Below are 21,326 nucleotides of genomic sequence, written 5' to 3'. Positions count from 1 at the left end.
CGTAAAAGGATTGCAAGCGCCTATTTTGAAGAGCAAGTCAGGTGGATCGTATATCGCATTTTAACGCGATTAGACAGTTGAAAGCATTTGCATACAAACGTATACATATCAATGAACACTATTGTATACTAGTGCATACATTGTGATCCTATCCTTTCAGGAATCGCGTAAATGCAGGACATCGAGCATGTCGATGTCCGAGGCCGGCGCCAGCTGGAACATTGGAGACCCGAATTGAAATACGACGTATTGGTCATTGGAGGCGGCAACGCTGCACTCTGTGCCGCGTTAACGGCGCGTGAAGCCGGCGCTAGTGTACTGATCCTTGAATCTGCGCCGCGCGAATGGCGGGGCGGCAATTCTCCACATACACGAAATGTGCGCTGCATGCATGATGAGCCACAGGATGTGCTTGTGGATGCTTATCCCGAAGAAGAGTACTGGCAGGATCTGTTGAAGGTCACGGGCGGCCTTACCAACGAAAAGCTCGCGCGTATCGCAATCAAGGCATCTGCGACGTTTCGGCCTTGGATGCGCAAGCACGGCGTCAATTTCCAGCCACCATTGTCGGGCGCATTGCATGTCGCCCGTACCAATGCGTTTTTCATGGGAGGCGGCAAGGCTCTGGTGAACGCGTACTATCGTAGCGCCGAAGCACTCGGGGTGCAGGTTCGCTACGAAGCCCCGGTGGATGCGATTGAACTTGACGACGGCCGTTTCGTTGCGGCGCGTATTGGCGCAGAGCGTATTGAGGCCCATGCATGCGTACTAGCGTGCGGCGGATTTGAATCCAACCTCGAATGGCAGCGGGAGGCGTGGGGACAAAACGAATGGGGCGAATGGACGGCAGATAATTTTCTCATTCGCGGTACCCGCTTTAACAAGGGCGTGCTGTTGAAGTTCATGATGGATGCGGGCGCTGACATGATCGGGGACCCGACTCAAGCGCATTGCGTCGCGATCGATGCGCGTGCGCCGCTATACGATGGTGGTATTTGTACACGGGTCGACTGCGTTTCGCTTGGCATCATGGTGAACAAGAATGGAGTTCGCTTCTATGACGAAGGGGAGGACTTCTGGCCGAAACGCTATGCCCTGTGGGGCCGACTGGTCGCCCACCAGCCGGGTCAGATAGCGTACTGCATCATCGACAGCAAGGCGATCGGCCGTTTCATGCCGCCGGTATTTCCCGGTATTAAGGCACTTACACTTGCTGAATTGGCACTTCGCCTGAATCTGGACGAAAAAGCCTTTCTGCAAACTGTAAATGATTACAACGTTGCCTGCCGCGTCGGCACATTCAATCATGCAGTCCTGGACGATTGTCATACCGAAGGGCTAAATCCGTCAAAGACACATTGGGCTCAGCCTATCGACACCGGCCCGTTCTATGCCTATGCCCTGCGGCCAGGAATCACGTTCACCTATCTGGGCCTGAAAATCGACGAAAGGGCGGCGGTGCACTTCAACGGCAAACCAAGTGCAAATCTCTTTGTTGCCGGCGAAATGATGGCGGGGAATATTCTGGGAAAAGGATATACCGCCGGAGTCGGCATGACTATCGGCACGGCGTTTGGCCGCATTGCCGGTGTTGAAGCGGCGCGTTCGGCCAGCGCGGCCGGTGAGCGAGAACAGAATCAGGAATTACAGCATGCAACAGCTTAAGTCACTTATCGAAGAAGCCCGCGTCGAATCGCCGCGTGTCATCCCTATCAAGGTGCTGCCTCTTACCGCAGACGAAGAAGAAGTAAGCCGGCAGATGCAGATTTGCAATGCCTGCCGCTATTGCGAAGGTTTTTGCGGGGTATTTCCCGCAATGACCCGACGACTTGAATTCGGTAAAGCGGACATCCATTTTCTCGCAAATCTTTGCCACAATTGTGGCGCATGTCTGCATGCCTGCCAGTACGCACCTCCGCATGAATTTGCGGTCAACGTACCTCGTGCGATGGCCAAAGTACGGATGCAGACCTATACCGACTATGCGGTTCCGCGAGCATTTGGCACCTTATACAAGCGCGCCGGCCTGACGGTGTCACTCGCGCTCGCTGGTGGCCTCGCGTTATTTCTCATACTCGCTATTGTGATGACCGGTGGTTTGTTCCACGAGCCGATGGCCGGCAATTTCTATGCAATTTTTCCGCATAACACCCTGGCGGCAATGTTCGGCATGGTGTTCGGTCTTGCCGTCATCGCGTTAGTCATTGGTGTCGCCCGTTTCTGGCGTGATGTCACGCCGGCCGATTACCTGAAGGCGGCTTCATCAGACGCTGTCGGAGAGGCCACGCACAACATTCTTCGCCTGAAGTATCTGGACGGTGGTCATGGCAAGGGATGTAACGAGGAAGATGATAGATTTACGCTGTTGCGACGTAAATTTCATCATTTCACCTTCTATGGATTTCTCCTCTGCTTCGCATCTACGAGCGTTGCTACCCTTTACCATTATTTTCTTGGTCTACATGCGCCGTATCCGTTTCTGAGCTTGCCAGTCCTGCTAGGCACCATCGGTGGGATTGGTCTATTGATTGGTCCGGCCGGTTTGCTTTGGCTGAATTTGCGTCGCCATCCACTGCAAGGCGATGCAGCGCAAAAGCCGATGGACCGCGGTTTTATCGCGCTGTTGCTACTGATCAGCGCGACCGGTCTGGCCCTCCTGGCGCTACGTGACGGCCCTGCAATGGGCTTACTTCTCGCCCTGCATCTTGGTACCGTTATGGCGCTGTTCCTGACTCTGCCTTACGGAAAATTCGCGCATGGGATATACCGCTCTGCCGCGCTGCTCAAATGGGCCATCGAAAAACGCCAGCCCGCAAACCTCAAGCTAGCCGACGATTGAAAGCAAGTAGTCAAGCCCGGCAACATGGGAGGCAATTGCGTAATGTCTCACCGGGCTTGATGTCGACGTAATAGCACTACATAAGATGGCATCGACGCCAGCGCATCGGCGTCTTCCACGTTCTATCCCCTGCAACTTCGTATCCCGCGCCAACAGCGCGCGCAGATACCCGGTATCAAACTCACGCTTTCCCAACGGTAGACTCCGGCCCGTAAGCGCTCATCATCTAGTCGATGATGAGCGCTTACGGGCATTGCACATTGCTGCTGCCGCCACTGTTTGCTCCTAACTTCCTTTTCTATTTTGAAAGTAAAAACCGACCACAAACATGTTGACATGTTCAACGAGTTCGTTGACACTTACAACGTTGATACATACAACGAAATGGCGGGCGGCGCTGAGATGAGCGACTTCCGGCGACTTGGTCCGATGAGCAGGGCCGAATTCTTCACAGGAGACTAGAAATGGTATTTCGGTTAATCAAGGGCGCCGCAACCGCTGCGGCATTGGTCAGTATTTTCGGGATTAACCCGGCAGCGGCGGAAGATACTTATCCTTCCCGCACCACGACGCTGGTGTCGCCGTTTGCTGCAGGAGGCACAAACGATTATCTGGCTCGCGCGATGGCAAAGAAACTTGAGACAACGCTTGGGAAGACCTTCATTGTCGAGAACCGGACTGGCGCAAACGGGATTATTGGCGCAACTTATGTTGCAAAGAACAAAGGTGATCCGTACACACTCTTGATGGGCAACAGTGCGACCCACGGCACCAACCTCACGCTCTATCCAAAGACCACCTACAATCCCATCAAAGATTTCACGCCAATCGGTATGGTAGGCGCGGTTCCGTTAGTAATGGTTGTCAGCAGCAAGCTGCCGGTAAAGTCTGTTCAGGATCTCATCGCCTATGCGAAGGCCAATCCCGGAACGCTAAGTTTCGGCTCCAGCGGAGTGGGGGGAACCGGGCACATGACTGGCGAAAAATTCAAGAAGGCGACCAGCATGGACATCATCCATGCAGCGTATAAGGGCGATGGCCCCGCAGTCGCAGACGTTATCGCCGGCCAAATCCCTGTGGCATTCATTGGTGCTACAGCAGTAGTCCCACACATGAAATCTGGTCGCCTGCGTGTGCTGGCAGTGGCAGGCAAGAACCGATCTTCTTCGATGCCGGACGTTCCTACTTTTGCCGAAGCAGGTGTGCAGGATATCGACTTCGTGCAATGGTACGCAATCATGGCGCCTGCGGATATTCCCAAGGATGTTGCGAACAAGCTGAGCGCTGCGGTCGCCGATGCAGTGAAGTCGCCAGAGATGAAACAGGCTTTTGCAACTCAGGGTGCCGACCCGATCACCGCCGGCCCCAAGGAACTCGAATCATTTATTGATGCAGAAATCACCAAGTTCGGGAAGGTCATCAAGGAACTGAATATTCGCGTCGAGTGACGCGTCAGCACCTTACATACCTTACATTGAAGAAAGAACGAACCATGCTTTTGGAAAACAAAACCGTCGTCGTCACCGGGGCCGGGCAGGGCATCGGGCTTGCATTTGCCAAAGCCTTCGCCGCGGAAGGCGCGCAAGTGGTCGCCAACGATATCAATGCCGCCAAGGCTAACGAAGCGGCCACACTGATTCAGGAATCGGGTGGCAAAGCCATTGCCCAGCATTCCGACATTTCCACATTTGCCGGGGCCGATCAGCTCGTCGCCGACTGTCTGCAGGCCTTTGGCAAGATCGACGTAATGGTCAACAATGCCGGCATCCTGCGTGACCGCATGAGCTTCAACATGAGCGAGCAGGAATGGGACCAAGTGATCGCGGTATGTTTAAAGGGCAGCTTTGCCTGCTCGCGCTCGGCGATCCGCGCAATGCGCGCCGCCGGCACTGGCGGACGCATCATCAATATTGCGTCCCGTTCAGGACTGCGCGGTATTATGGGACAGGCCAACTACGCAGCTGCCAAGGCCGGCGTGTTGGGGTTGACCCGCACGCTCGCGCAGGAAGTGAGCAAATATGGTATCACCGTCAACGCAATTTCACCGCGCGCGGTCACCGACATGACCAACAGCATTCCGGATGACGTGAAGGCCAAAAAGGATGCTGCATGGAAGGACAGCAGCGTGGTATTGCGCGGTACTGCGGAACAAGTTGCGCCGGCCGCGTTATACCTTGCTTTAGATGAATCTGACTGGATTAATGGCCAGGTCATCGGTATTGCCGGCGACAAGCTGTCCTTGTGGTCGCATCCGCACGAGGTATCGGAAGCCTTCATGTTCGGCGGCTGGACCGTGCAAAACTTGCGTGACCTGTTCAAGTCGTCTGTCGGATTCGAATTGCAGTCGCTTGGCAACAAGGATTGATCGCTCCGCACTTTACTCTCACTAACGTCTTTACGATGATAATGTCTTCCACAAGTATGGCTGCCGCAAAACATGAACGTGTACCGGCAGCCTCCCTGGCCGAGTTGTTCAGCCCGAAGTCCATTGCCGTTATCGGCGCCTCCAGCAACCCGACGCGGTTTACCGGAAAGATCATTCCGACCCTGCTGCGCCAAGGGTTTAAAGGCAGTATTTACCCGGTAAACGCCAAGAGTGCGGAAATTGCAGGTATCAAATGTTATCCCGACCTGGCCGCTATTCCCGATCAAGTCGACTGTATCGTCTATGCTCTTGCGCCCGAGCAGATGCACACTGCATTGCGCGGCGCCAATCGACTCGGCGCTAAACTGCTGGTCGTGGCTAGCGCCGGCTTCGCCGAGCGCGGGGATGAAGAAGGCAAGCGTCTGCAGCAGGAGTTAGTGGCGCTTGCGCATCAACAAGGCATGCGCGTCATCGGCCCGAATTGCATTGGTTTCGCTAATTTTGCTGACCATATCTGCGCTACTGCCGCCGCCGCCATGGACTGGCCTGATATCCAGCCCGGGCGCATCGGCCTTGTGTCGCAGAGCGGCGGACTGGGATTTGCGACGGTGCTGTTCAACGCATTGGAAGAAGGTATTGGCTTCAGTCACGTCGTTACCACGGGCAATGAGGCCGACCTCGACACGATCGACATTGCACGCTTCCTCGTCAACGATGCGCGTACAGATGTGATTGCGATCACGATCGAAGCGGTGCGCGATCCCCAGGGCTTTATCGAATTCCTTCGCTATGCACGCGAAGCCGGAAAGCCGGTCGTTGTCCTCAAGTCAGGGCGCACCGATCTTGGAAAAGTCATGGCGGCATCTCACACAGGGGCGCTGGCCGGCTCTGCGGAAGTATTCGAGGCGGTGTGCCGGCAGTTCGGCGTCACCTGCACGCATGACGTCGATGAGTTCTATCAAATCGCAGCGATGTTCGGCAAGCTGCGCGCGGCGGGCAAGCTCAAGCGGCCGGTAGCACCGGGATCGAAGTGCACGGCCTTCTCGATTTCGGGCGGGCACATTGGCCTGTTTGCGGATCATGCATCGACCCATGGCCTTCAATTCGCGCCTTTCTCAGTAAACACCATGGCCGCGATTGAGCGCGAGCTGGGTTTCTCCGGTAACTTCCAGAACCCGCTCGATACCACTGCTCGCGCAATTGGCGATGATGCATTCTGGGGACGCTGCCTGAAGGTTCTACTGGAAGACGAATCGGTTGAGGTTGCGGTACCGATCATTACGGTGGCGCGCAGTTATGACCGTGCGATTGAAGATTTCATCGCGCTTGCCGGGCAATCCGAAAAAATCGTCACGGTACTCTGGGCAGGCGGCAGCTTTGAAGGCAATGGCATGCGTCTGCTGCGAGAAAGCACAGTGCCCGTATTCCGTACTGCTGCCCGCGCCGCCGCGGCCATCGAGGCACTCGACCGCTATTGCACCGTGCAGAACCGGATACAACAGCCGGCAACGACACGCAATGCCGACGGTATGGATAAGGCGCGCGCCATTCTTTGCGCCGCCGCCGACGGAGCCCGGTCGTCTCTCACAGAACGCGAAAGCAAGGAGGTGCTCACCGCGCTCGGATTTCCTGCAACCCGCGAGAGGGTGGCTTCCAGCGCTGCTGAAGCTGTCGCAGCGGCACAGGACATTGGATTTCCGATTGCACTCAAAGGTGAACACCCGGACATTTTGCACAAGTCCGAGGCCGGCATCGTTTTTCTGAATCTGCAGGATCAGGATGCGGTGGCTGATGCCTATGCCACCATCGTTGAGCGCATGCTAAGAGCCATGCCCGGTGACAAACGGGGGCGCGTACTGGTTCAGGAAATGCTGCCTCAGGGTACCGAACTCATTCTCGGCGTGACCCGCGATCCGGAATTCGGGCTGGTCGTGCTGTGCGGAATTGGCGGAATTTTCGTAGAAATCCTCAATGACGTATCGATGCGGCTTCCCCCGTTCAGCCATGATGAAGCGCTGCGCATGATCGGCGAGCTGCGCGGTATAAAGATTCTGCAGGGCGCACGCGGCCGCGAGCCGGTCGACCTCGGCCGGGTGGCTGAACTGCTGGTTGCTCTTGGTGACTTTGCCGTGGCCAACCGGGACCTGGTTAAGGAAATTGACATCAACCCGCTGATCGCCATGGGCGGCGACCGGCTGAATATGGCAGATGCGCTGCTCGTACTCAACCGCGAGCCCGCACCATAAGTTGAACTTCCTCTCGATTAAGGAAAAGCAATGGAAGTAGATAAATCTCTCGTAGGGACGGCTACACCGCCCTTTACTGTGGAAGTGGAGAAGGGGGCGATCCGTCTGTTCGCGGAGGCGCTTCAGGATGAGAATCCGCTCTACCGGGACGCCGCCTTTGCACGTCGCATGGGCTACAACGATGTCGTGGCTCCGCCGACCTTCCCGACCAATTTCCGGCCGCCGCAGCGCCAGCAGTGGATGCTGGGGCTGGACGAAGGCCGGATTCTGGCGGGCGAGCAGTACTTTAACTACGAACGCCCCATCGTAGCCGGAGATGTTCTTGAATGCCGCCTGCATTTTGTGGGCATCGAAGAAAAGACCGGCCGTAGCGGAAAAATGCAGCTGCTGGTTCAGGAGCTGCGCGCGGTGGACCGTGAAGGCAGGCTGGTCGTCACCAACGGGCGGGTCGTCGTTTATCGCGTGCCCGGCGCCCTGAGCGAAAAACCATAATCGGAGGAGCACATCATGGCAGAAAAAAATCTTCTCCATCCGGGAAGCATCATGCGCATTCGGCGCGGACCGGTGAGCACCACACAGCTGGTGAAATACGCCGGCGCTTCAGGCGACTTCAACCGCATTCACTTTGACCAGCCGTTCGCGTTAGGCGCAGGCCTGAAGGGCGTGATTGCGCACGGCATGCTGACGATGGGTTTTGCGGCTTCCTGCCTGTCCGAGGCGGTGGGTCCGCAAGTCTTCTTAAAGCAGATCTCGGCACGCTTCCTGTCCCCGGTGTGGGTGGGCGATATCGTAGATGTCACCGCTACGGTGACGGAAATGACAGCCACCGGAGAAGCGCTGGTGGAGCTGGAAGCACGGGTCGGCGACACATCGGTATTACGTGGCAAGGCGACCGCGGTCCTGGTAGCGGCCTCCGTCAGCGCAGAGCCGCAGGAAGCGTGAGCAAGATGAGCATACATGGAAAAGCCTATATCGTCGGTGCATACGAGCATCCGACCCGCAAAGCGCCAGACAAGTCGGTTGCCCAGTTGCATGCCGAAGTCGCCAAGGGTGCGCTGGACGACGCCGGACTGAACAAAGACGACATCGACGGTTACTTTTGTTCGGGAGACGCTCCCGGCATGGGGCCGACCTCAATGGTCGACTACATGAACCTGCGGCCAAAGCATGTCGATTCCACCGACATCGGCGGTGCGAGCTATCTCACGCTGGTCAATCACGCAGCACAGGCTATCGCGGCAGGAAAATGCAATGTGGCGTTGATTACGCTGGCGGGACGCCCGCGCAGCGAAGGTGTGACGACGGGCACAACACCGCGCTTGCGCAACCCCTCTCAGGCGGATTTCCAATGGGAGTACCCGTACGGTATTGCCAACGTGAATGGTTATGCGATGTGCGCGATGCGCCACATGCATGAATATGGCACCACCAGCGAGCAACTGGCATGGATTAAGGTCGCGGCATCCCACCACGCACAGTACAACGAGCGCGCGATGCTGCGCGATGTCGTCACGGTAGAGGATGTGCTTGCTTCGCCGGTGGTGGCCGATCCCCTGCGTCGCCTTGATTGCTGCGTCGTCAGTGATGGCGGCGGCGCGCTGATCGTCGCGCGTCCCGAAATTGCACGCACGCTTAAGCGGCCGCTGGTGAAGATTATCGGTGCTGGGGAGACGGTAAAGCACCAGATGGGTGGCGAGATTGACCTTACGTATTCAGGTGCCGTCTGGTCTGGTGCAGCTGCGTTCGCAGAAGCAAAGGTGACACCGGCCGATATCAAGTACGCATCGATCTATGACAGCTTCACCATCACCGTGCTGATCCAGCTTGAGGATCTCGGATTCTGCGCCAAAGGCGAGGGTGGTAAGTTCGTTGCGGATGGCAACCTGATCTCCGGCGTGGGCAAGCTGCCCTTTAACACGGACGGCGGCGGGCTGTGCAATAACCACCCGGCCAATCGTGGCGGGATGACTAAAGTCATCGAGGCGGTGCGACAGCTGCGCGGCGAAGCACATCCGGCGGTGCAGGTACCCAACTGCAACCTGGCTCTCGCACAAGGTACCGGCGGCATGCTCGCGACACGCCATGGCAGCGCCACCCTCATCATGGAACGGGAATAAGCTCATGACGCAAAAGGAACGTATCGTACCCGCACCGGCAACCAATCCGGAAACGCAGCCATTCTGGGACGCTGCCCAGGAAGGGCACTTCCTGCTTAAGTGGTGCGCTGACTGCGGCAAAGCCCATTGGTATCCCCGCGCCGTCTGCCCGTTCTGCTTTAGCGGAAACACGGAGTGGCGCGAGGCGTCAGGCAACGGAACAATCTACTCGTACAGCGTGATGCGGCGCGCACCGGAAGTGTTTGCGGTTGCCTATGTCACTCTGGCAGAAGGACCGACCATGCTGACGAATCTGCGCGACTGCGACGTTGATCGCCTATCGATCGGGCAAGCCGTGCGCCTCGTATTTTCGCCTACAGACGGCGGGCCCCCCGTGCCGATGTTCACCCCAGCCTGAATGCAGCAACTCATTATTTGAAGGAAGGACAACATGGATCTTAATCTGAATGACAAGGTCGTCTGCATTACCGGCGGTAGTCGGGGCATCGGACTGGCAACAGCGATCACGTTCGCAACGGAAGGTGCGAAAGTCATCATTTGCGCGCGAGATGCTGGTCGACTTGAAGATGCTGTCGAGCATGTGCGCATCGTAACCGGCGTGAGTATTGAGGCAGTGCAGACGGATGTCACGAAGCCGGAAGACATTGAACGTCTGGGTCAGTACGTGGAAAGTAAACATGGCAACCTCGACGTGCTTGTCAATAACGCCGGAACCGGCATTTACAAGCCATTCGCATCGGTCACTAGCCAGGACCTGATGGAAGGCATGGCGATAAACTTCTTTGCGCAGTTCCGGGTCACTCAACGGATGCTGGGTTTGCTCGCGAAGACTGATAATAGCGTGGTCATCAACATATCTGGCCGCACGGCGCTACGCGGCAATTTTCCTCCTGGATCCAGCTGCACCGGCCCTGCCAAAGCCGCCGAAGTGCGATTCTCGATCGACCTGGCAACAGAGTTAGCCGAGCTCGGTATCCGCGTGAATTGCGTGGTCCCGGGCGTAGTCGAATCAGACGATCGCTTCAAATTGTGGGAAGGGCAGGCATTGAATCGTCCACTGGACGACAAATCGGCCGACGCTGTGCGTCGCGACCTCGAAAAAACATCGGTCCCGAAGGGCCAGCGATGGGGACAACCATCGGAACTCGCCGACGTCATCGCATTCCTCGCGTCGCCGCGTGCGTCCTACATCAATGGCGTGGCGCTCACAGTCGACGGCGGCCCGCACAACAAGTCCTACGTAACACAACTGTATGCACAAAAGCCAACTGTGATCGACAAGCTCGGTGCAGAACAGTCATAGGCAACCGTTCAGGTTGACGCGGTACACGCCAGCACGGTGGGGGAGCGAAATGCTCCTGCACCGTGAGCGTGATCTTATCGTTTCCATTCATGTTGTCATTCATGCCATCCCGGTCGCCTGGCCCGTTTCCTGATTCACCAGACGACGCGACGGTGACGCCGTCTCCGCTCGCGCCGCTGAAGCACGAAGTTTTCCGTTTGCTCTGGAGCGTAACGCTTGTAGCGAATGTTTGCATGTGGATGAACGACGTGGCTGCGGCGTGGATGATGGCTTCGCTCGACGCCTCGCCGGCTTGGGTCGCGCTGGTACAGACCGCGTCGAACCTGCCGGTGTTCCTTTTAGGTCTGCCGAGCGGCGCACTGGCGGACATCCTCGACCGCCGGCGCTTTTTCATCTTCACCCAGTTCTGGATAGCAGGCATTTCCCTTCTTCTCTGTACGGCAGTGCTGCTGGATATGGTGACCCCGGTGTTGTTGCTGGCATTGACCTTTGCCAACGGGATCGGTCTGGCCATGCGCTGGCCACTCTACGCGGCGCTGGTTCCTGAACTTGTGCCGCGTGCAGAACTTCCCAGTGCTTTAGCCCTCAACGCAGTGGCGATGAATGTGTCGCGAATTGCAGGCCCGCTGGGCGCCGGCCTGCTGATCGCGAGTGCCGGCAGTGGCTACGTTTTTATGCTGACCGGCGCAATATCCGTACTTTCCGGCATGTGCCTGCTGCGGTGGCAGCGCAACCATGTGGTGAGTCCGCTAGGGCCCGAACATCTCGGGCGCGCGATAAAGGTAGGCCTGCAGTTCGTACGTCATTCAGCCACCATGAAATCCGTACTGCTGCGTGTTTCGCTGTTTTTCTTTCATGCGATTACCTTGCAGGCGCTGCTGCCACTGGTCGCCCGCGGGCTGGGAGACGGCGGGGCGAACGCCTACACGCTGCTGCTTGCATCCATGGGGTGCGGAGCGGTGTTCACTGTTGTGCTGTTGCCGCGCCTGCGTACCGGGATGTCACGCGACCGGCTGGTGATGTACAGCACGATGCTACAGGCGGCGATGATGGCTGTGGTGGCCCATGCGCCAAATGTTTACGTCGCCGCGCCGGCAATGTTCATTTGTGGAATGGCCTGGATATCCTCAGTCAACACGCTGACTGTATCCGCCCAGCTTGCCCTGCCTGACTGGGTTCGGGCGCGTGCCATGTCGGTCTACCAGATGGCGATCATGGGAGCGGGTGCCCTCGGCGCTGCTTTCTGGGGACAGGTGGCGGCGTTCAGCAGTGTGCAAAGCAGCTTGCTGATGGCATCGGTCAGCGGTGCTTTGTCAATGGCGGCTGCCTGGTATTTTATGAAGGTGAATATCAGCGAGGAAGACCTGAGGCCGTCGCACGAGCTTCCGGTTCCTGCTGTCACCAGTCCTCCAGGCGACGGGCAAGTACTGGTGACGATTGAGTACCAGATCGATCCGCTCCGCGCCAACGAGTTCGTAGCGCTAATGGAGGAAAGCCGTCGCCATCGCTTGCGCCAGGGTGTACTCAGCTGGAATCTGTTGCACGACATTGCCCGGCCCGAACGATATATTGAACAGGTTCTGGATGTTTCCTGGACCGAATATCTGAGACGCTTCGACCGGCACACAGGCGCCGACGTCACGTTGCGCGACCGCAAACTGGCATTTCACGTCGGTGACGCGGCACCGGAAGTCACGCGTTACGTAGTGAGGATTCCAACTGTTTGAACGGCCACACAGCCGTTGACCTGAGTGGTCAACTCGTTGATAATTACAACTATTATGGCAAAAGCAAAAACCGCTGGACGAATCATCAACAGTAGCGCAGGCCCAGAAGAGGGTGCGCGCCCCGTAGGCATGACCGAACTTCTTTCATTTCGGCTGCATTCGGTCGCAAACCTGTTGTCGCGCAGTGCCGGCCTGCGTTACAAACGCGATTTCGGCGTTACGCTATGGGAATGGAGAACGATCGCATTGGTGGGCGGGCAACCCGGCATTTTATTCAAGGATCTCGCAAAGACGGCCGGTCTGGACAAGAGCCAGGCAAGCAGGGTAGTCGGTGGCCTGAGCGAGCGCCGACTGCTTCTGCGTAGCAGCGACGAAAACGATGGGCGCGGCCTCCGGCTGTCGTTGACCAATGCCGGTCAGCGCCTATACGAAGGCTTGATTGAGGCTGCGGCAGAGCGCAACGAAGCGTTTCTTGGCGCGCTGGAGCCGCAGGAGCGCCGCGCTCTGGAAAATACATTAATAAAATTGGAACAGCTTGGGCGCGAATTCATTGAGCGGGAAAAAGAACTCGGAGGCAAGGACTGAGTCCCGCCATGGTACCGTCGTCCCGATCCCGCTTCATTGACATCCGCGGCCTGCGCTATCATCTGCGCGAATGGGGGCCATCCGGCGCGCCTCAACTTTTCATGCTGCACGGTTGGCTTGACGTGTCGGCATCCTTTCAGTTCATCGTCGATGCATTCAAAAAGGGCTGGCATGTCATTGCGCCCGATTGGCGCGGTTGCGGGCTGAGTGAACGGGCCTCCGGCACGAACGGTTACCGTTTCATCGATTTCGTGGCAGACCTCGACGTCATCATTGAAGTCTGTAAGACTGACGCGTCGGTGTATCTGGTTGGCCATAGTATGGGAGCGAATGTAGCTTGCCACTATGCCGGGATTCGTCCGGATCTGGTACGGCGGATGGTCAGCCTGGAAGGGTTTGGCCTGTTACTGCGCAACGGTGACGAAAATCCCGCAGGGACTCCGGCGCGCCTTGCGCGCTGGCTTGACGAGCTTCGCGCTGTACGGCCTTTCACTCGTTTCGCAACGAAAGACGAAGTCATCGCGGAGCTGCATCGCCTGAATCCCCGGCTTTGCGAAGACCGCGCCCGGTATCTGTGTGAACACTGGTATGAGCGTAGTGCAGAGGGCAGTTTCCAGCGGCTTGGCGATCCCACCTATAAGGTACGCGAACCGGGCAGATATAGGCAGGCGGAACTCGATGCGCTCTGGGCTGCGGTAACAGCTCCTGTGCTCCACATAAGCGCGATCCATAACAGTGTCCATTCTTCGGAGGCCGAACTGGAGGCCGCTGCACGCTTCCGTGCCAGGCTTCAGGCATTTCGCGACTTCCGTGAAGTAATAGTTGGCGATGCAGGCCATATGGTTCACCATGACCAGCCGGAGAAGCTCGCGTCTTTTATCGAAGAATTCTGCTGCTAGTAAGCGGAATACCGCAGGGTAAGCCCCAACCGACCAGCCCTCTCATTACTTCCGAGGCGTTAAGTTGACAGAGGGCAAGCCGCTTTTCAACATGGTTGATATGGAAAGAGGGTACTGAGCTGCAAGGGCGGAGACCGGCAAGGCAGCGCCTCTCAACATGTCATTGGCAAAATGGATTCGAAGTATTTAAAAACCTTAGTCGCGGTTAATGGCACTTGCTGACGGTATCGAACAGCATATGGCGCGACCATGACGGTTGGTCGAATACAGGAAAGGGGGCGCAATTTTAAATTCCAGATCCACGGCACTTAATGGTGGGAGTAGGGCGCGCTTTGCCTGGATCTCAGTCTAACAAATTGCATGTCACGTGAAGAAACTTCACCGCTTTAGGCAATCAATGATGTCGCTCCAGAATCTTTATGACTTCGATGGACAAGGCATCGAAACCGATGCAGCTTAATGGACCATGGACCGGAGTCATTCACTGCGAGCGCGTGAATTATCGATAACCACATCAAGCATCCGTGCAAGCGCGCGCCTGTCCGCTGCGCTCAGGCCGCTTGTAAGCAGCGTACTCCATTCGCGTGCCCACCCGGACCTGCGAACAAAAATTTTCTTGCCTGCGGATGTGAGACTGAGAATCTTGCCGCGCCCGTCGTTAGGGTCTACGCATTGCTCTATGTACCCTTTGTCCCGTAACTGGGAGAGGACCCGGCTGATGGTAGTCTTGTGCAATCCTGTAAAGTGCCCAATCCGGCTTGGCCCGATATCTGGATAAAGCGCGATCGTATAGATAACAAGCCACTCGGGCAGATTGATTCCTTCCGGGCGCCCGATTTCCTCAAAAAACGGTTGTGTATACAAGTTGTACAACAGAATAAGCTTGCGGCCGAAGGATTCTTCCAGCGTATTCCCGGACTGCTTAGCAGGTTGCCTCGCCATGCGCGTGACCTTTGATCTATCGAGTGATAAACGCCATGCGGGCCAGGCGTTCAGGCCGGTTCAATCTGCCTGCGCATCATCGCTGCCTGTTTAAGGAAAAGAGCCTTGGAGCTGCAGAAAACCAAGCCGATTATAGCAGCACCGACGGCTCATCCCTTCGGAAGCGGGACTCGGATTTAGCGGGTGAATGTGCCAGCGGGTCCTTTTTGTGCACCGCGCACCAGGCGTCCGGGAAGGTGCCCCGTGCTTGCGCCGTTCCGGTAAACCGGCACGCCGGAGACAATCGTGGCGACATAACCGTGTGCCCCTTGCAGTAGGCGCTTCCCGCCGGCGGGAAGATCGAACGCAATATAGGGCGCTTCCGCGGCTAGCACGGGAAAATCGATAACATTCAGGTCCGCTTTCATGCCGGGCGCGATAATGCCCCGGTCAAATAACCCGACTGCCGCCGCAGTTTCACTGGTGAGCTTTCGTACGAGCCGTGGAAGATCGAAACGCCCGGCCTGACGGTCGCGGCCCCAGTGCGTAAGCAGATAGGTAGTGAAGCTGGCATCGCAGATCGCACCGACGTGGGCTCCACCATCACCTAGCCCGATGATGCTGTGTGCATCCGACAACATCTCTCGCGTCGGGTCGAGGGAGCCATAAGCGTAATTGGCAAACGGCATCAGCATAAGCGCGCGTCCGTCCCGCTCCAGCAAAAGATCGTACACCACCTCCAGTTCATCACGATTGCCGGCGGCAGCGATCTGACTGATCGAACGCGTAGCGGACGGTTCATAATCAGGCTGTTCGCCGAGCGGGAAGACATTGCGGTAGTCCAGTTCGTGACCATTGCTCATGCCGGGATGTTCCCTTGCCTCCTTCAACAGCTTTTGCCGGAAGCCGCTTTGCCGCATTGTCGCGACAATCTGCTGCAGTGGCAGTTTCGAGATCGCTTTAAAAGAATCGCAATTTTGGAACGGCCCACGGCTGGTTTGAAGCCCGAGCAGAATGCCGATGGGGCGCGGTGCGACCTGAGCACGCATTTCCAGTCCTTGCTTATTGGCTTCACCAATGCGATTGAGGAGGTCTCGCCATCCTTCGGGTTTGCCGTGACGTTGAGCAATGGAAATGGATGTCGGCCTTCCTGCTAGTCGGGTCACGCGGCTGATCATGTCAAACTCTTCGACGAGATCATCGCCAAAATCGGAGATAAATTGCAGCACCCCTTTGCCGGCATCAGCAAGGCCTTGTGCGATCCCGGCGAGTTCGTTCTCCGCGGCACGCAAGGACGGCGTCGGCTCTCCGCTGATGGCCTTGTGATTGCTGCTGCGGGACGTAGAGAATCCGATTGCGCCGGCCTGCATCGCCTCTTCAGCAAGTCGGCGCATTGCGGCGATGTCATCCGGACGCGCTTGCTCGAGGTATGTGCCGCGCTCGCCCATCACATAAACCCGAAGAGCGGCATGAGGCAATTGGGCCGCCACGTCGATGTCGCGCCCGGATTTTTCAAGTGCATCGAGATACTCGGGAAAGCTCTCCCAATTCCAGTTGAGCCCTTCATGCAAGGCAGTTCCAGGGATATCCTCGACCCCTTCCATCAGTTCGACCAGTCGCTGATGATCAGTCGGACGGACCGGCGCGAATCCTACGCCGCAGTTACCCATGATCGCGGTTGTGACGCCATGGAGACTGGATGGCCACATGCGTTGATCCCAGGTTGCTTGCCCGTCGTAATGCGTATGGACATCAACAAAGCCCGGCGTGACAAGCAGTCCGGATGCATCGATCTCTTCCGCACCAGTCTTTCCGATACGTCCAATTTCGCGGATTACGCCGTCCTTGATCCCGATATCAGCCGTATAGCCAGGGGTGCCTTTTCCATCAATGATTTCTCCCGCGCGAATTACCAAATCGAATTGATTTCCCATGTCTCTGCCCTTTCTGATTTAGTTTCAGGTGAAACTATCATTAGTGTCACATGAAACTATCTACGAGTCAAAGAGAGTGCCGGTGCGGAGCGGTCAATGCTTAAGAGAAATAAATTAATTTGTATGTAATCGTGATTGCGTATGAAAACGTTTTCTGATAACTTTCTGAAAAACGGATTCAGATAAGTCCAGAGTAAAACATTAAAAGGAGACAGCAATGGTTTCACGCCGTGCGGTAGTATCCCTGTTCCTCTTTCCGGTTTTAGCATCTGCCATCCCAAGAGTTGAGGCTGCCGAAAAACTTAACTATGACGGTCCTCCGATTACTCTCCGCTTTTCCCATTTCGCTCCCGAGACCCACCCACTGAGCAAGGCAGTCAGTAAGAAATGGATAGAGATGGTGGAGAAAGACAGTAACGGGAAAATCAAGATCCAGACCTATTTGGGCGGGGTTTTGCACAGCGCCAAAGACGGCTTCAAGGCGACCGTGAACGACATCACCGACTTTACGCCTGCGTACACCATGTACCAGGCCGGCAGCTTTAGCCTGACCCACGTGCTCGACCTTCCCTTTGCGTTCCCTAATGCAGCCGTCGCAGCGAAAGTGGCGGAAGAGCTTTATCCGAAGTACTTCAAGAAAGAGTACGAGGCAATGGGCGTCTACCTTGCCAACTATAACGCCAACGGTGTCTACAATCTCTTTACCAAGAAGCCAGTATCCCGGCTCGAAGACATGAAGGGAATGAAGATCCGTGCCGCGGGTGGAACGCCATCAAAAATTATCAAGGCGTTGGGTGGCGTGCCTGTCGCAGTTCCGGCGCCGGAAGCATATAACGCCTTCCAGCGCGGCGTAGTTGACGGGGTGGCTTTCTACGACACCGGCGCAATTGCCTATCGCGTTCATGAAATTACCACCCATCTTACGGAAACGAAGATGAACAATCCGGCCAATGCCTGGGCGTTTAATCGGAAGACCTGGGATAGTTTGCCACCCGACGTAAAGCGCTATATGTACAACATGCAAAGAAAGCTAAGCATGATGTATGGCATTGAATTTGACCGACAGGATACTGCTTCCCGCGAAATCCTGGAGAAAAAGGGCATCAAGATCATCAAGCTTTCGCCGGAGGAAATGGCGCGCTGGAAGGCTGCCGCTGAGCCGTTGTGGGAAGAATTCATTCAGGAGAATGAGGCCAAGGGCTTGCCTGCACGGGCGCTAGTCAAGGATCTTCGCGCGCTTTCCGATAAATACGCGAGCTGGACACCTGAACAGCTTATGAAGGAAGTAACAGAGCATCCCGTCTCTGGAATCATCGACGGCATGTAAATCCGGAGCCGCTTTCGTTGTTGTCTGCACAGACATCCTGTGACGCGACCTACATGTTTAGCGCCATTTGTGCAAACGTTTTCATAAAGTATCTGACATGAGCGACGTCGCGCGTTGACGTCCGACTGCGCAGCTATGCGGTCGAAGACCTGATTTTCCGCGTCTCTTGCGTACCAAATTTCTACTGGATGAAGGGAGAAAGACCGTCATGCTGCAACGCCTTCACGCTGTCCTTAAAGACTTTTCCACATGGTGCCATAACGTTGGCACCTTAGCAGTTCTGCCGATAATGGCGTTAATCATAACAATTAACGTTGTCATGCGTTATTTCTTTAACGCGCCGATCGCGTGGGGGGAAGAGGTGAACGGCTTGTTGCTCTTCCTGGTTCTTTTTCTTTCCATGACTTATACCTGGGACCAGAAAAAGCACATTCGCATGGAACTTGTGTATGTGCACCTCAAGGGAGGCTGGCGCACTCTCTCTGACTGGGTGACCGCCATCGCCGGAATCATCTTTTTCGGGCTTCTCGGCCTTCAGTGTTTTTCGGATATCGGCTACATGATCAAGACCAATGAGACTGGGGAAGAACTGCATATGCCGCTCTGGCCATTCCGTGCGCTGGCCACGCTTATCAGTCTGGTCTTTGTCATCAAGCTGGTGTACTACCTGGCGCGGGGCAGACACGAAGAAGGGGAGATCGTTACTGAAGTTGAGGGCGTCGTCATTCAAAAGGAGAAAAGATAATGGACCCCATTACCATCGGCATCGTCGGTATCGCTGCGATGCTCATCATGTTAGTGCTGGGTGTTCCCATTGCCTTTGCCATGGCCGTCGTCGGGATAGGTGGAACGGCTGCAGTGGTCGGCGTTACGCAAACCATGTCCCAAATTACTTTGGTAACCTGGGACAAAGGCACGGACTTCATTATCGTTTGCATTCCGCTGTTCATCTTCATGGGACAGTTGACTGCAACCACGGGCATCGCAGGCGACCTTTACTTGTTTCTTCAACGATGTCTGAGCCGCGTACGCGGCGGGCTCGGGATTGCTTCCGTGCTTGGCTGCGGCGGATTCGGCGCAGTGACCGGTTCAAGCGTTGCATGTGTGGCAACCATGGGGACGATTGTTTATCCGGAGATGAAAAAGTATGGCTTCGACCCGAAGCTTTCGACGGGCGTGCTGGCGGCGTCCGGGACGCTTGGGATCCTTATTCCGCCCAGTCTGGCGTTCGCCTTCTATGGGACGCTTACCGACACGTCAATTGCGGCATTGTTTATTGCGGGCATTGTTCCCGGTGTTCTTACCATGATTGTTTTCGCTGGCATCGTCTACGTGCAATGCCTACTTCGGCCTGAGCTCGGGCCTCTGGGAGAGAAGTACACCCTGAGGGAAAAGCTGGTGGCAGCAAAAGGGATCTGGCCAATTGCCGTCATTTTCCTGATCGTCATCGGCACCCTTTATGGTGGCGTCTGTACGCCGACCGAAGCGTCAGGAATCGGCGCCACGGGTGTCGTACTGGTGAGTCTTTTGATGAAGCGTCTGACTTGGGAGAACTTTAAGAAGGCACTTTCGGATACCGGTATGGTAAGTGCATTCATTTTCGCAATCATCGTCGGCGGCTATCTCATTTCACGCTTCCTGGCAGTAACGCAGATCACCGATCTTCTTGTCAGCTTTGTTACTGAGATCAATCCATCAAAGTATGAATTCATCTTTTTCATGATCGTGTTGTACCTTCTGCTGGGCGCCATCCTCGATGTGTTTGGAATGACCATCCTGACGTTGCCATTCATATTTCCGATTACTACCGCGTTGGGTATTGATCCAATCTGGCTTGGCGTGTTTATCGTGATCATGACCGAAGTGGCATTAATTACGCCGCCGGTAGGCGTAAATGTATTCGTCATGAGAGGTATCGCTGATGACGTACCAATGGGAAAAATCTTTCAAGGCGTGTTCCCCTTTTTAATAGGCGAATTCGTGATCATCGGCTTGATCATCGCATTCCCTGACCTTGCAACCTGGTTGCCTCGCATGATGAAGTAATACCAATCCCAACCCATAACGCTCGTCGTCAATAGCTCGCTATTGACTCCTCCTGCGCCTTGCCAGTCAAAAAAATCCATCGATCTCATTTGTCACGTTATAGCTTGGGATTGGTATAAAACCGGCAGGCCTTTGCGTGCAGGCGATCGTAATTATTGCAGCGGAAGAGCATCACGTTTTCGTGCTGCTCCAGGACATGACACGCCTGACGGTGATGAGTAAGGAAGATGGATAGCGCACAGGAACGAACTGTTCCATGGTTCTGGCACACATTAAATGTGCCATTCAAAGAATGGCAAATGTGACGCCACTGATGCTGTGGCAAAGCGTATGGAAACCAAGGCTTGATAGCCCTACGCCCCTGGCAGTTAAAGCGCCGCAAGGGTGACGAATCAATATTAAGCAAATACCGACCGAGGAGACACAATGACAAGAATTAGCATGGTACCGGCGAAACCGACGGACTCTGAGCTGAAACCAATATATGACGAACTGGCGTCCATGCTCGGCCCCGACTTCGCCCTGCCTAATCTGTACCGCGTGCTGGGCCGATCGCCAGCGATGTTTCGCGCATGGATAGATTTTGCCTGGCCTCTCCGGCGGCAAGCCAGCAGTTCACGGAAAACCCGCGAGTTAATGATTCTGCGTGGCGCCCAGGTATCGAAAACTGATTATGAATGGGCGCACCATGTGCCGCTTGCACTTGAATCAGGCGTTACGCAGGAGCAGATCGACGTACTTTTTTCATGGCAAGAATCTGGACTGTTCAGTCCAGAGGAAAGAGCAGCGATCAGACTGGCTGAGGAAGTTACCAACGGACCGAGCGCTTCTGCGGAATGTATCGAGGACCTTAAACGTAATTTCAGTGAGCCTGAAGTCGTCGAGCTTGTACTGACTGCCAGTTTTTATGTTTGCGTAGGCCGCTTCCTGAAGTCCATGGATATTGACGTGGAACCGGACTACCAACACCTGCGCCCGAAAGAGAAAGCATGAGCGTTCGGCCCATGCTCCTGATTG

19 protein-coding genes are annotated in these 21,326 nt (G+C 55.9%); 17 read left to right on the top strand and 2 right to left on the bottom strand.

Annotation, left to right across the window (positions count from 1 at the left end; all coding sequences use genetic code 11):
• Positions 1 to 171 precede the first annotated feature (171 nt).
• The 13 genes from tcuA to ASE07_RS24355 all read left to right on the top strand — a co-directional run bounded on the left by tcuA (position 172) and on the right by ASE07_RS24355 (position 14,081).
• Positions 172 to 1,665 carry an FAD-dependent tricarballylate dehydrogenase TcuA gene (gene tcuA / locus ASE07_RS24415; RefSeq protein WP_082584432.1) on the top strand — a complete coding sequence of 498 codons (1,494 nt, stop codon included), beginning with the start codon at positions 172 to 174 and terminating at the stop codon, positions 1,663 to 1,665.
• Positions 1,652 to 2,839: a tricarballylate utilization 4Fe-4S protein TcuB gene (gene tcuB / locus ASE07_RS24410; RefSeq protein ID WP_057293405.1), complete on the top strand. Its 1,188-nt coding sequence runs from the start codon at positions 1,652 to 1,654 to the stop codon at positions 2,837 to 2,839. The genes tcuA and tcuB overlap by 14 nt, the downstream gene beginning before the upstream one ends.
• Before the next feature lie 464 nt (positions 2,840 to 3,303).
• Positions 3,304 to 4,287: a Bug family tripartite tricarboxylate transporter substrate binding protein gene (locus ASE07_RS24405; RefSeq protein WP_057293404.1), complete on the top strand. Its 984-nt coding sequence runs from the start codon at positions 3,304 to 3,306 to the stop codon at positions 4,285 to 4,287.
• Between the two features lie 44 nt (positions 4,288 to 4,331).
• Positions 4,332 to 5,204 carry an SDR family NAD(P)-dependent oxidoreductase gene (locus ASE07_RS24400; RefSeq protein ID WP_057293461.1) on the top strand — a complete coding sequence of 291 codons (873 nt, stop codon included), beginning with the start codon at positions 4,332 to 4,334 and terminating at the stop codon, positions 5,202 to 5,204.
• A 41-nt stretch (positions 5,205 to 5,245) separates the two neighbouring features.
• The gene (locus ASE07_RS24395) at positions 5,246 to 7,450 is read left to right on the top strand and encodes an acetate--CoA ligase family protein (protein ID WP_162256947.1); all 2,205 of its coding nucleotides are present in this window, start codon (positions 5,246 to 5,248) and stop codon (positions 7,448 to 7,450) included.
• Between the two features lie 30 nt (positions 7,451 to 7,480).
• Positions 7,481 to 7,942, top strand: coding sequence for an FAS1-like dehydratase domain-containing protein (locus ASE07_RS24390; protein WP_057293402.1), 462 nt, complete (start codon positions 7,481 to 7,483; stop codon positions 7,940 to 7,942).
• Between the two features lie 15 nt (positions 7,943 to 7,957).
• The gene (locus ASE07_RS24385) at positions 7,958 to 8,392 is read left to right on the top strand and encodes a MaoC/PaaZ C-terminal domain-containing protein (protein ID WP_057293401.1); all 435 of its coding nucleotides are present in this window, start codon (positions 7,958 to 7,960) and stop codon (positions 8,390 to 8,392) included.
• Between the two features lie 5 nt (positions 8,393 to 8,397).
• Positions 8,398 to 9,567, top strand: coding sequence for a thiolase domain-containing protein (locus ASE07_RS24380; RefSeq protein WP_057293400.1), 1,170 nt, complete (start codon positions 8,398 to 8,400; stop codon positions 9,565 to 9,567).
• Positions 9,568 to 9,571: 4 nt separating this feature from the next.
• Positions 9,572 to 9,964 (top strand): Zn-ribbon domain-containing OB-fold protein, encoded by a 393-nt coding sequence (locus ASE07_RS24375; protein WP_057293399.1) that lies wholly within the window; start codon positions 9,572 to 9,574, stop codon positions 9,962 to 9,964.
• Positions 9,965 to 9,997: 33 nt separating this feature from the next.
• A complete protein-coding gene (locus tag ASE07_RS24370) occupies positions 9,998 to 10,870 on the top strand; it encodes an SDR family NAD(P)-dependent oxidoreductase (RefSeq protein ID WP_057293398.1) in 873 nt (290 codons plus the stop codon).
• A 101-nt stretch (positions 10,871 to 10,971) separates the two neighbouring features.
• Positions 10,972 to 12,597: an MFS transporter gene (locus tag ASE07_RS24365; protein ID WP_057293460.1), complete on the top strand. Its 1,626-nt coding sequence runs from the start codon at positions 10,972 to 10,974 to the stop codon at positions 12,595 to 12,597.
• 54 nt (positions 12,598 to 12,651) lie between these two features.
• The gene (locus ASE07_RS24360; protein ID WP_082584429.1) at positions 12,652 to 13,182 is read left to right on the top strand and encodes a MarR family winged helix-turn-helix transcriptional regulator; all 531 of its coding nucleotides are present in this window, start codon (positions 12,652 to 12,654) and stop codon (positions 13,180 to 13,182) included.
• Between the two features lie 8 nt (positions 13,183 to 13,190).
• A complete protein-coding gene (locus ASE07_RS24355; RefSeq protein ID WP_057293397.1) occupies positions 13,191 to 14,081 on the top strand; it encodes an alpha/beta fold hydrolase in 891 nt (296 codons plus the stop codon).
• Positions 14,082 to 14,558: 477 nt separating this feature from the next.
• On the opposite strand, the gene ASE07_RS24350 is transcribed toward ASE07_RS24355, so the two are convergent.
• Together ASE07_RS24350 and ASE07_RS24345 are read right to left on the bottom strand one after the other, a co-directional pair.
• On the bottom strand, positions 14,559 to 15,023 hold the full coding sequence (locus ASE07_RS24350; RefSeq protein WP_057293396.1) for a MarR family winged helix-turn-helix transcriptional regulator: 465 nt from the start codon (positions 15,021 to 15,023) through the stop codon (positions 14,559 to 14,561).
• Positions 15,024 to 15,199: 176 nt separating this feature from the next.
• Entirely contained in the window at positions 15,200 to 16,936 is a 1,737-nt protein-coding gene (locus ASE07_RS24345; RefSeq protein WP_057293395.1) for an N-acyl-D-amino-acid deacylase family protein, read from the bottom strand.
• Between the two features lie 217 nt (positions 16,937 to 17,153).
• Here ASE07_RS24345 and ASE07_RS24340 point away from each other — a divergent pair, with 217 nt between their 5' ends.
• The 4 genes from ASE07_RS24340 (at position 17,154) to ASE07_RS24325 (ending at position 21,302) form a co-directional block, all read left to right on the top strand.
• Positions 17,154 to 18,263 (top strand): TRAP transporter substrate-binding protein, encoded by a 1,110-nt coding sequence (locus ASE07_RS24340; RefSeq protein ID WP_082584428.1) that lies wholly within the window; start codon positions 17,154 to 17,156, stop codon positions 18,261 to 18,263.
• 208 nt (positions 18,264 to 18,471) lie between these two features.
• Entirely contained in the window at positions 18,472 to 19,008 is a 537-nt protein-coding gene (locus ASE07_RS24335; RefSeq protein ID WP_057293393.1) for a TRAP transporter small permease, read from the top strand.
• Positions 19,008 to 20,309 carry a TRAP transporter large permease gene (locus ASE07_RS24330; RefSeq protein WP_057293392.1) on the top strand — a complete coding sequence of 434 codons (1,302 nt, stop codon included), beginning with the start codon at positions 19,008 to 19,010 and terminating at the stop codon, positions 20,307 to 20,309. The genes ASE07_RS24335 and ASE07_RS24330 overlap by 1 nt, the downstream gene beginning before the upstream one ends.
• A gap of 426 nt (positions 20,310 to 20,735) precedes the next feature.
• Entirely contained in the window at positions 20,736 to 21,302 is a 567-nt protein-coding gene (locus ASE07_RS24325; protein ID WP_082584427.1) for a carboxymuconolactone decarboxylase family protein, read from the top strand.
• The last annotated feature ends 24 nt before the right edge of the window (positions 21,303 to 21,326 follow it).

The sequence above is a fragment of the Noviherbaspirillum sp. Root189 genome (genome assembly GCF_001428545.1).
Classification (GTDB): Bacteria; Pseudomonadota; Gammaproteobacteria; order Burkholderiales; family Burkholderiaceae_D; genus Noviherbaspirillum.
The sequence above is the reverse complement of the archived record's forward strand: the minus strand, read 5'-3'. Positions and strand labels throughout refer to the sequence as shown.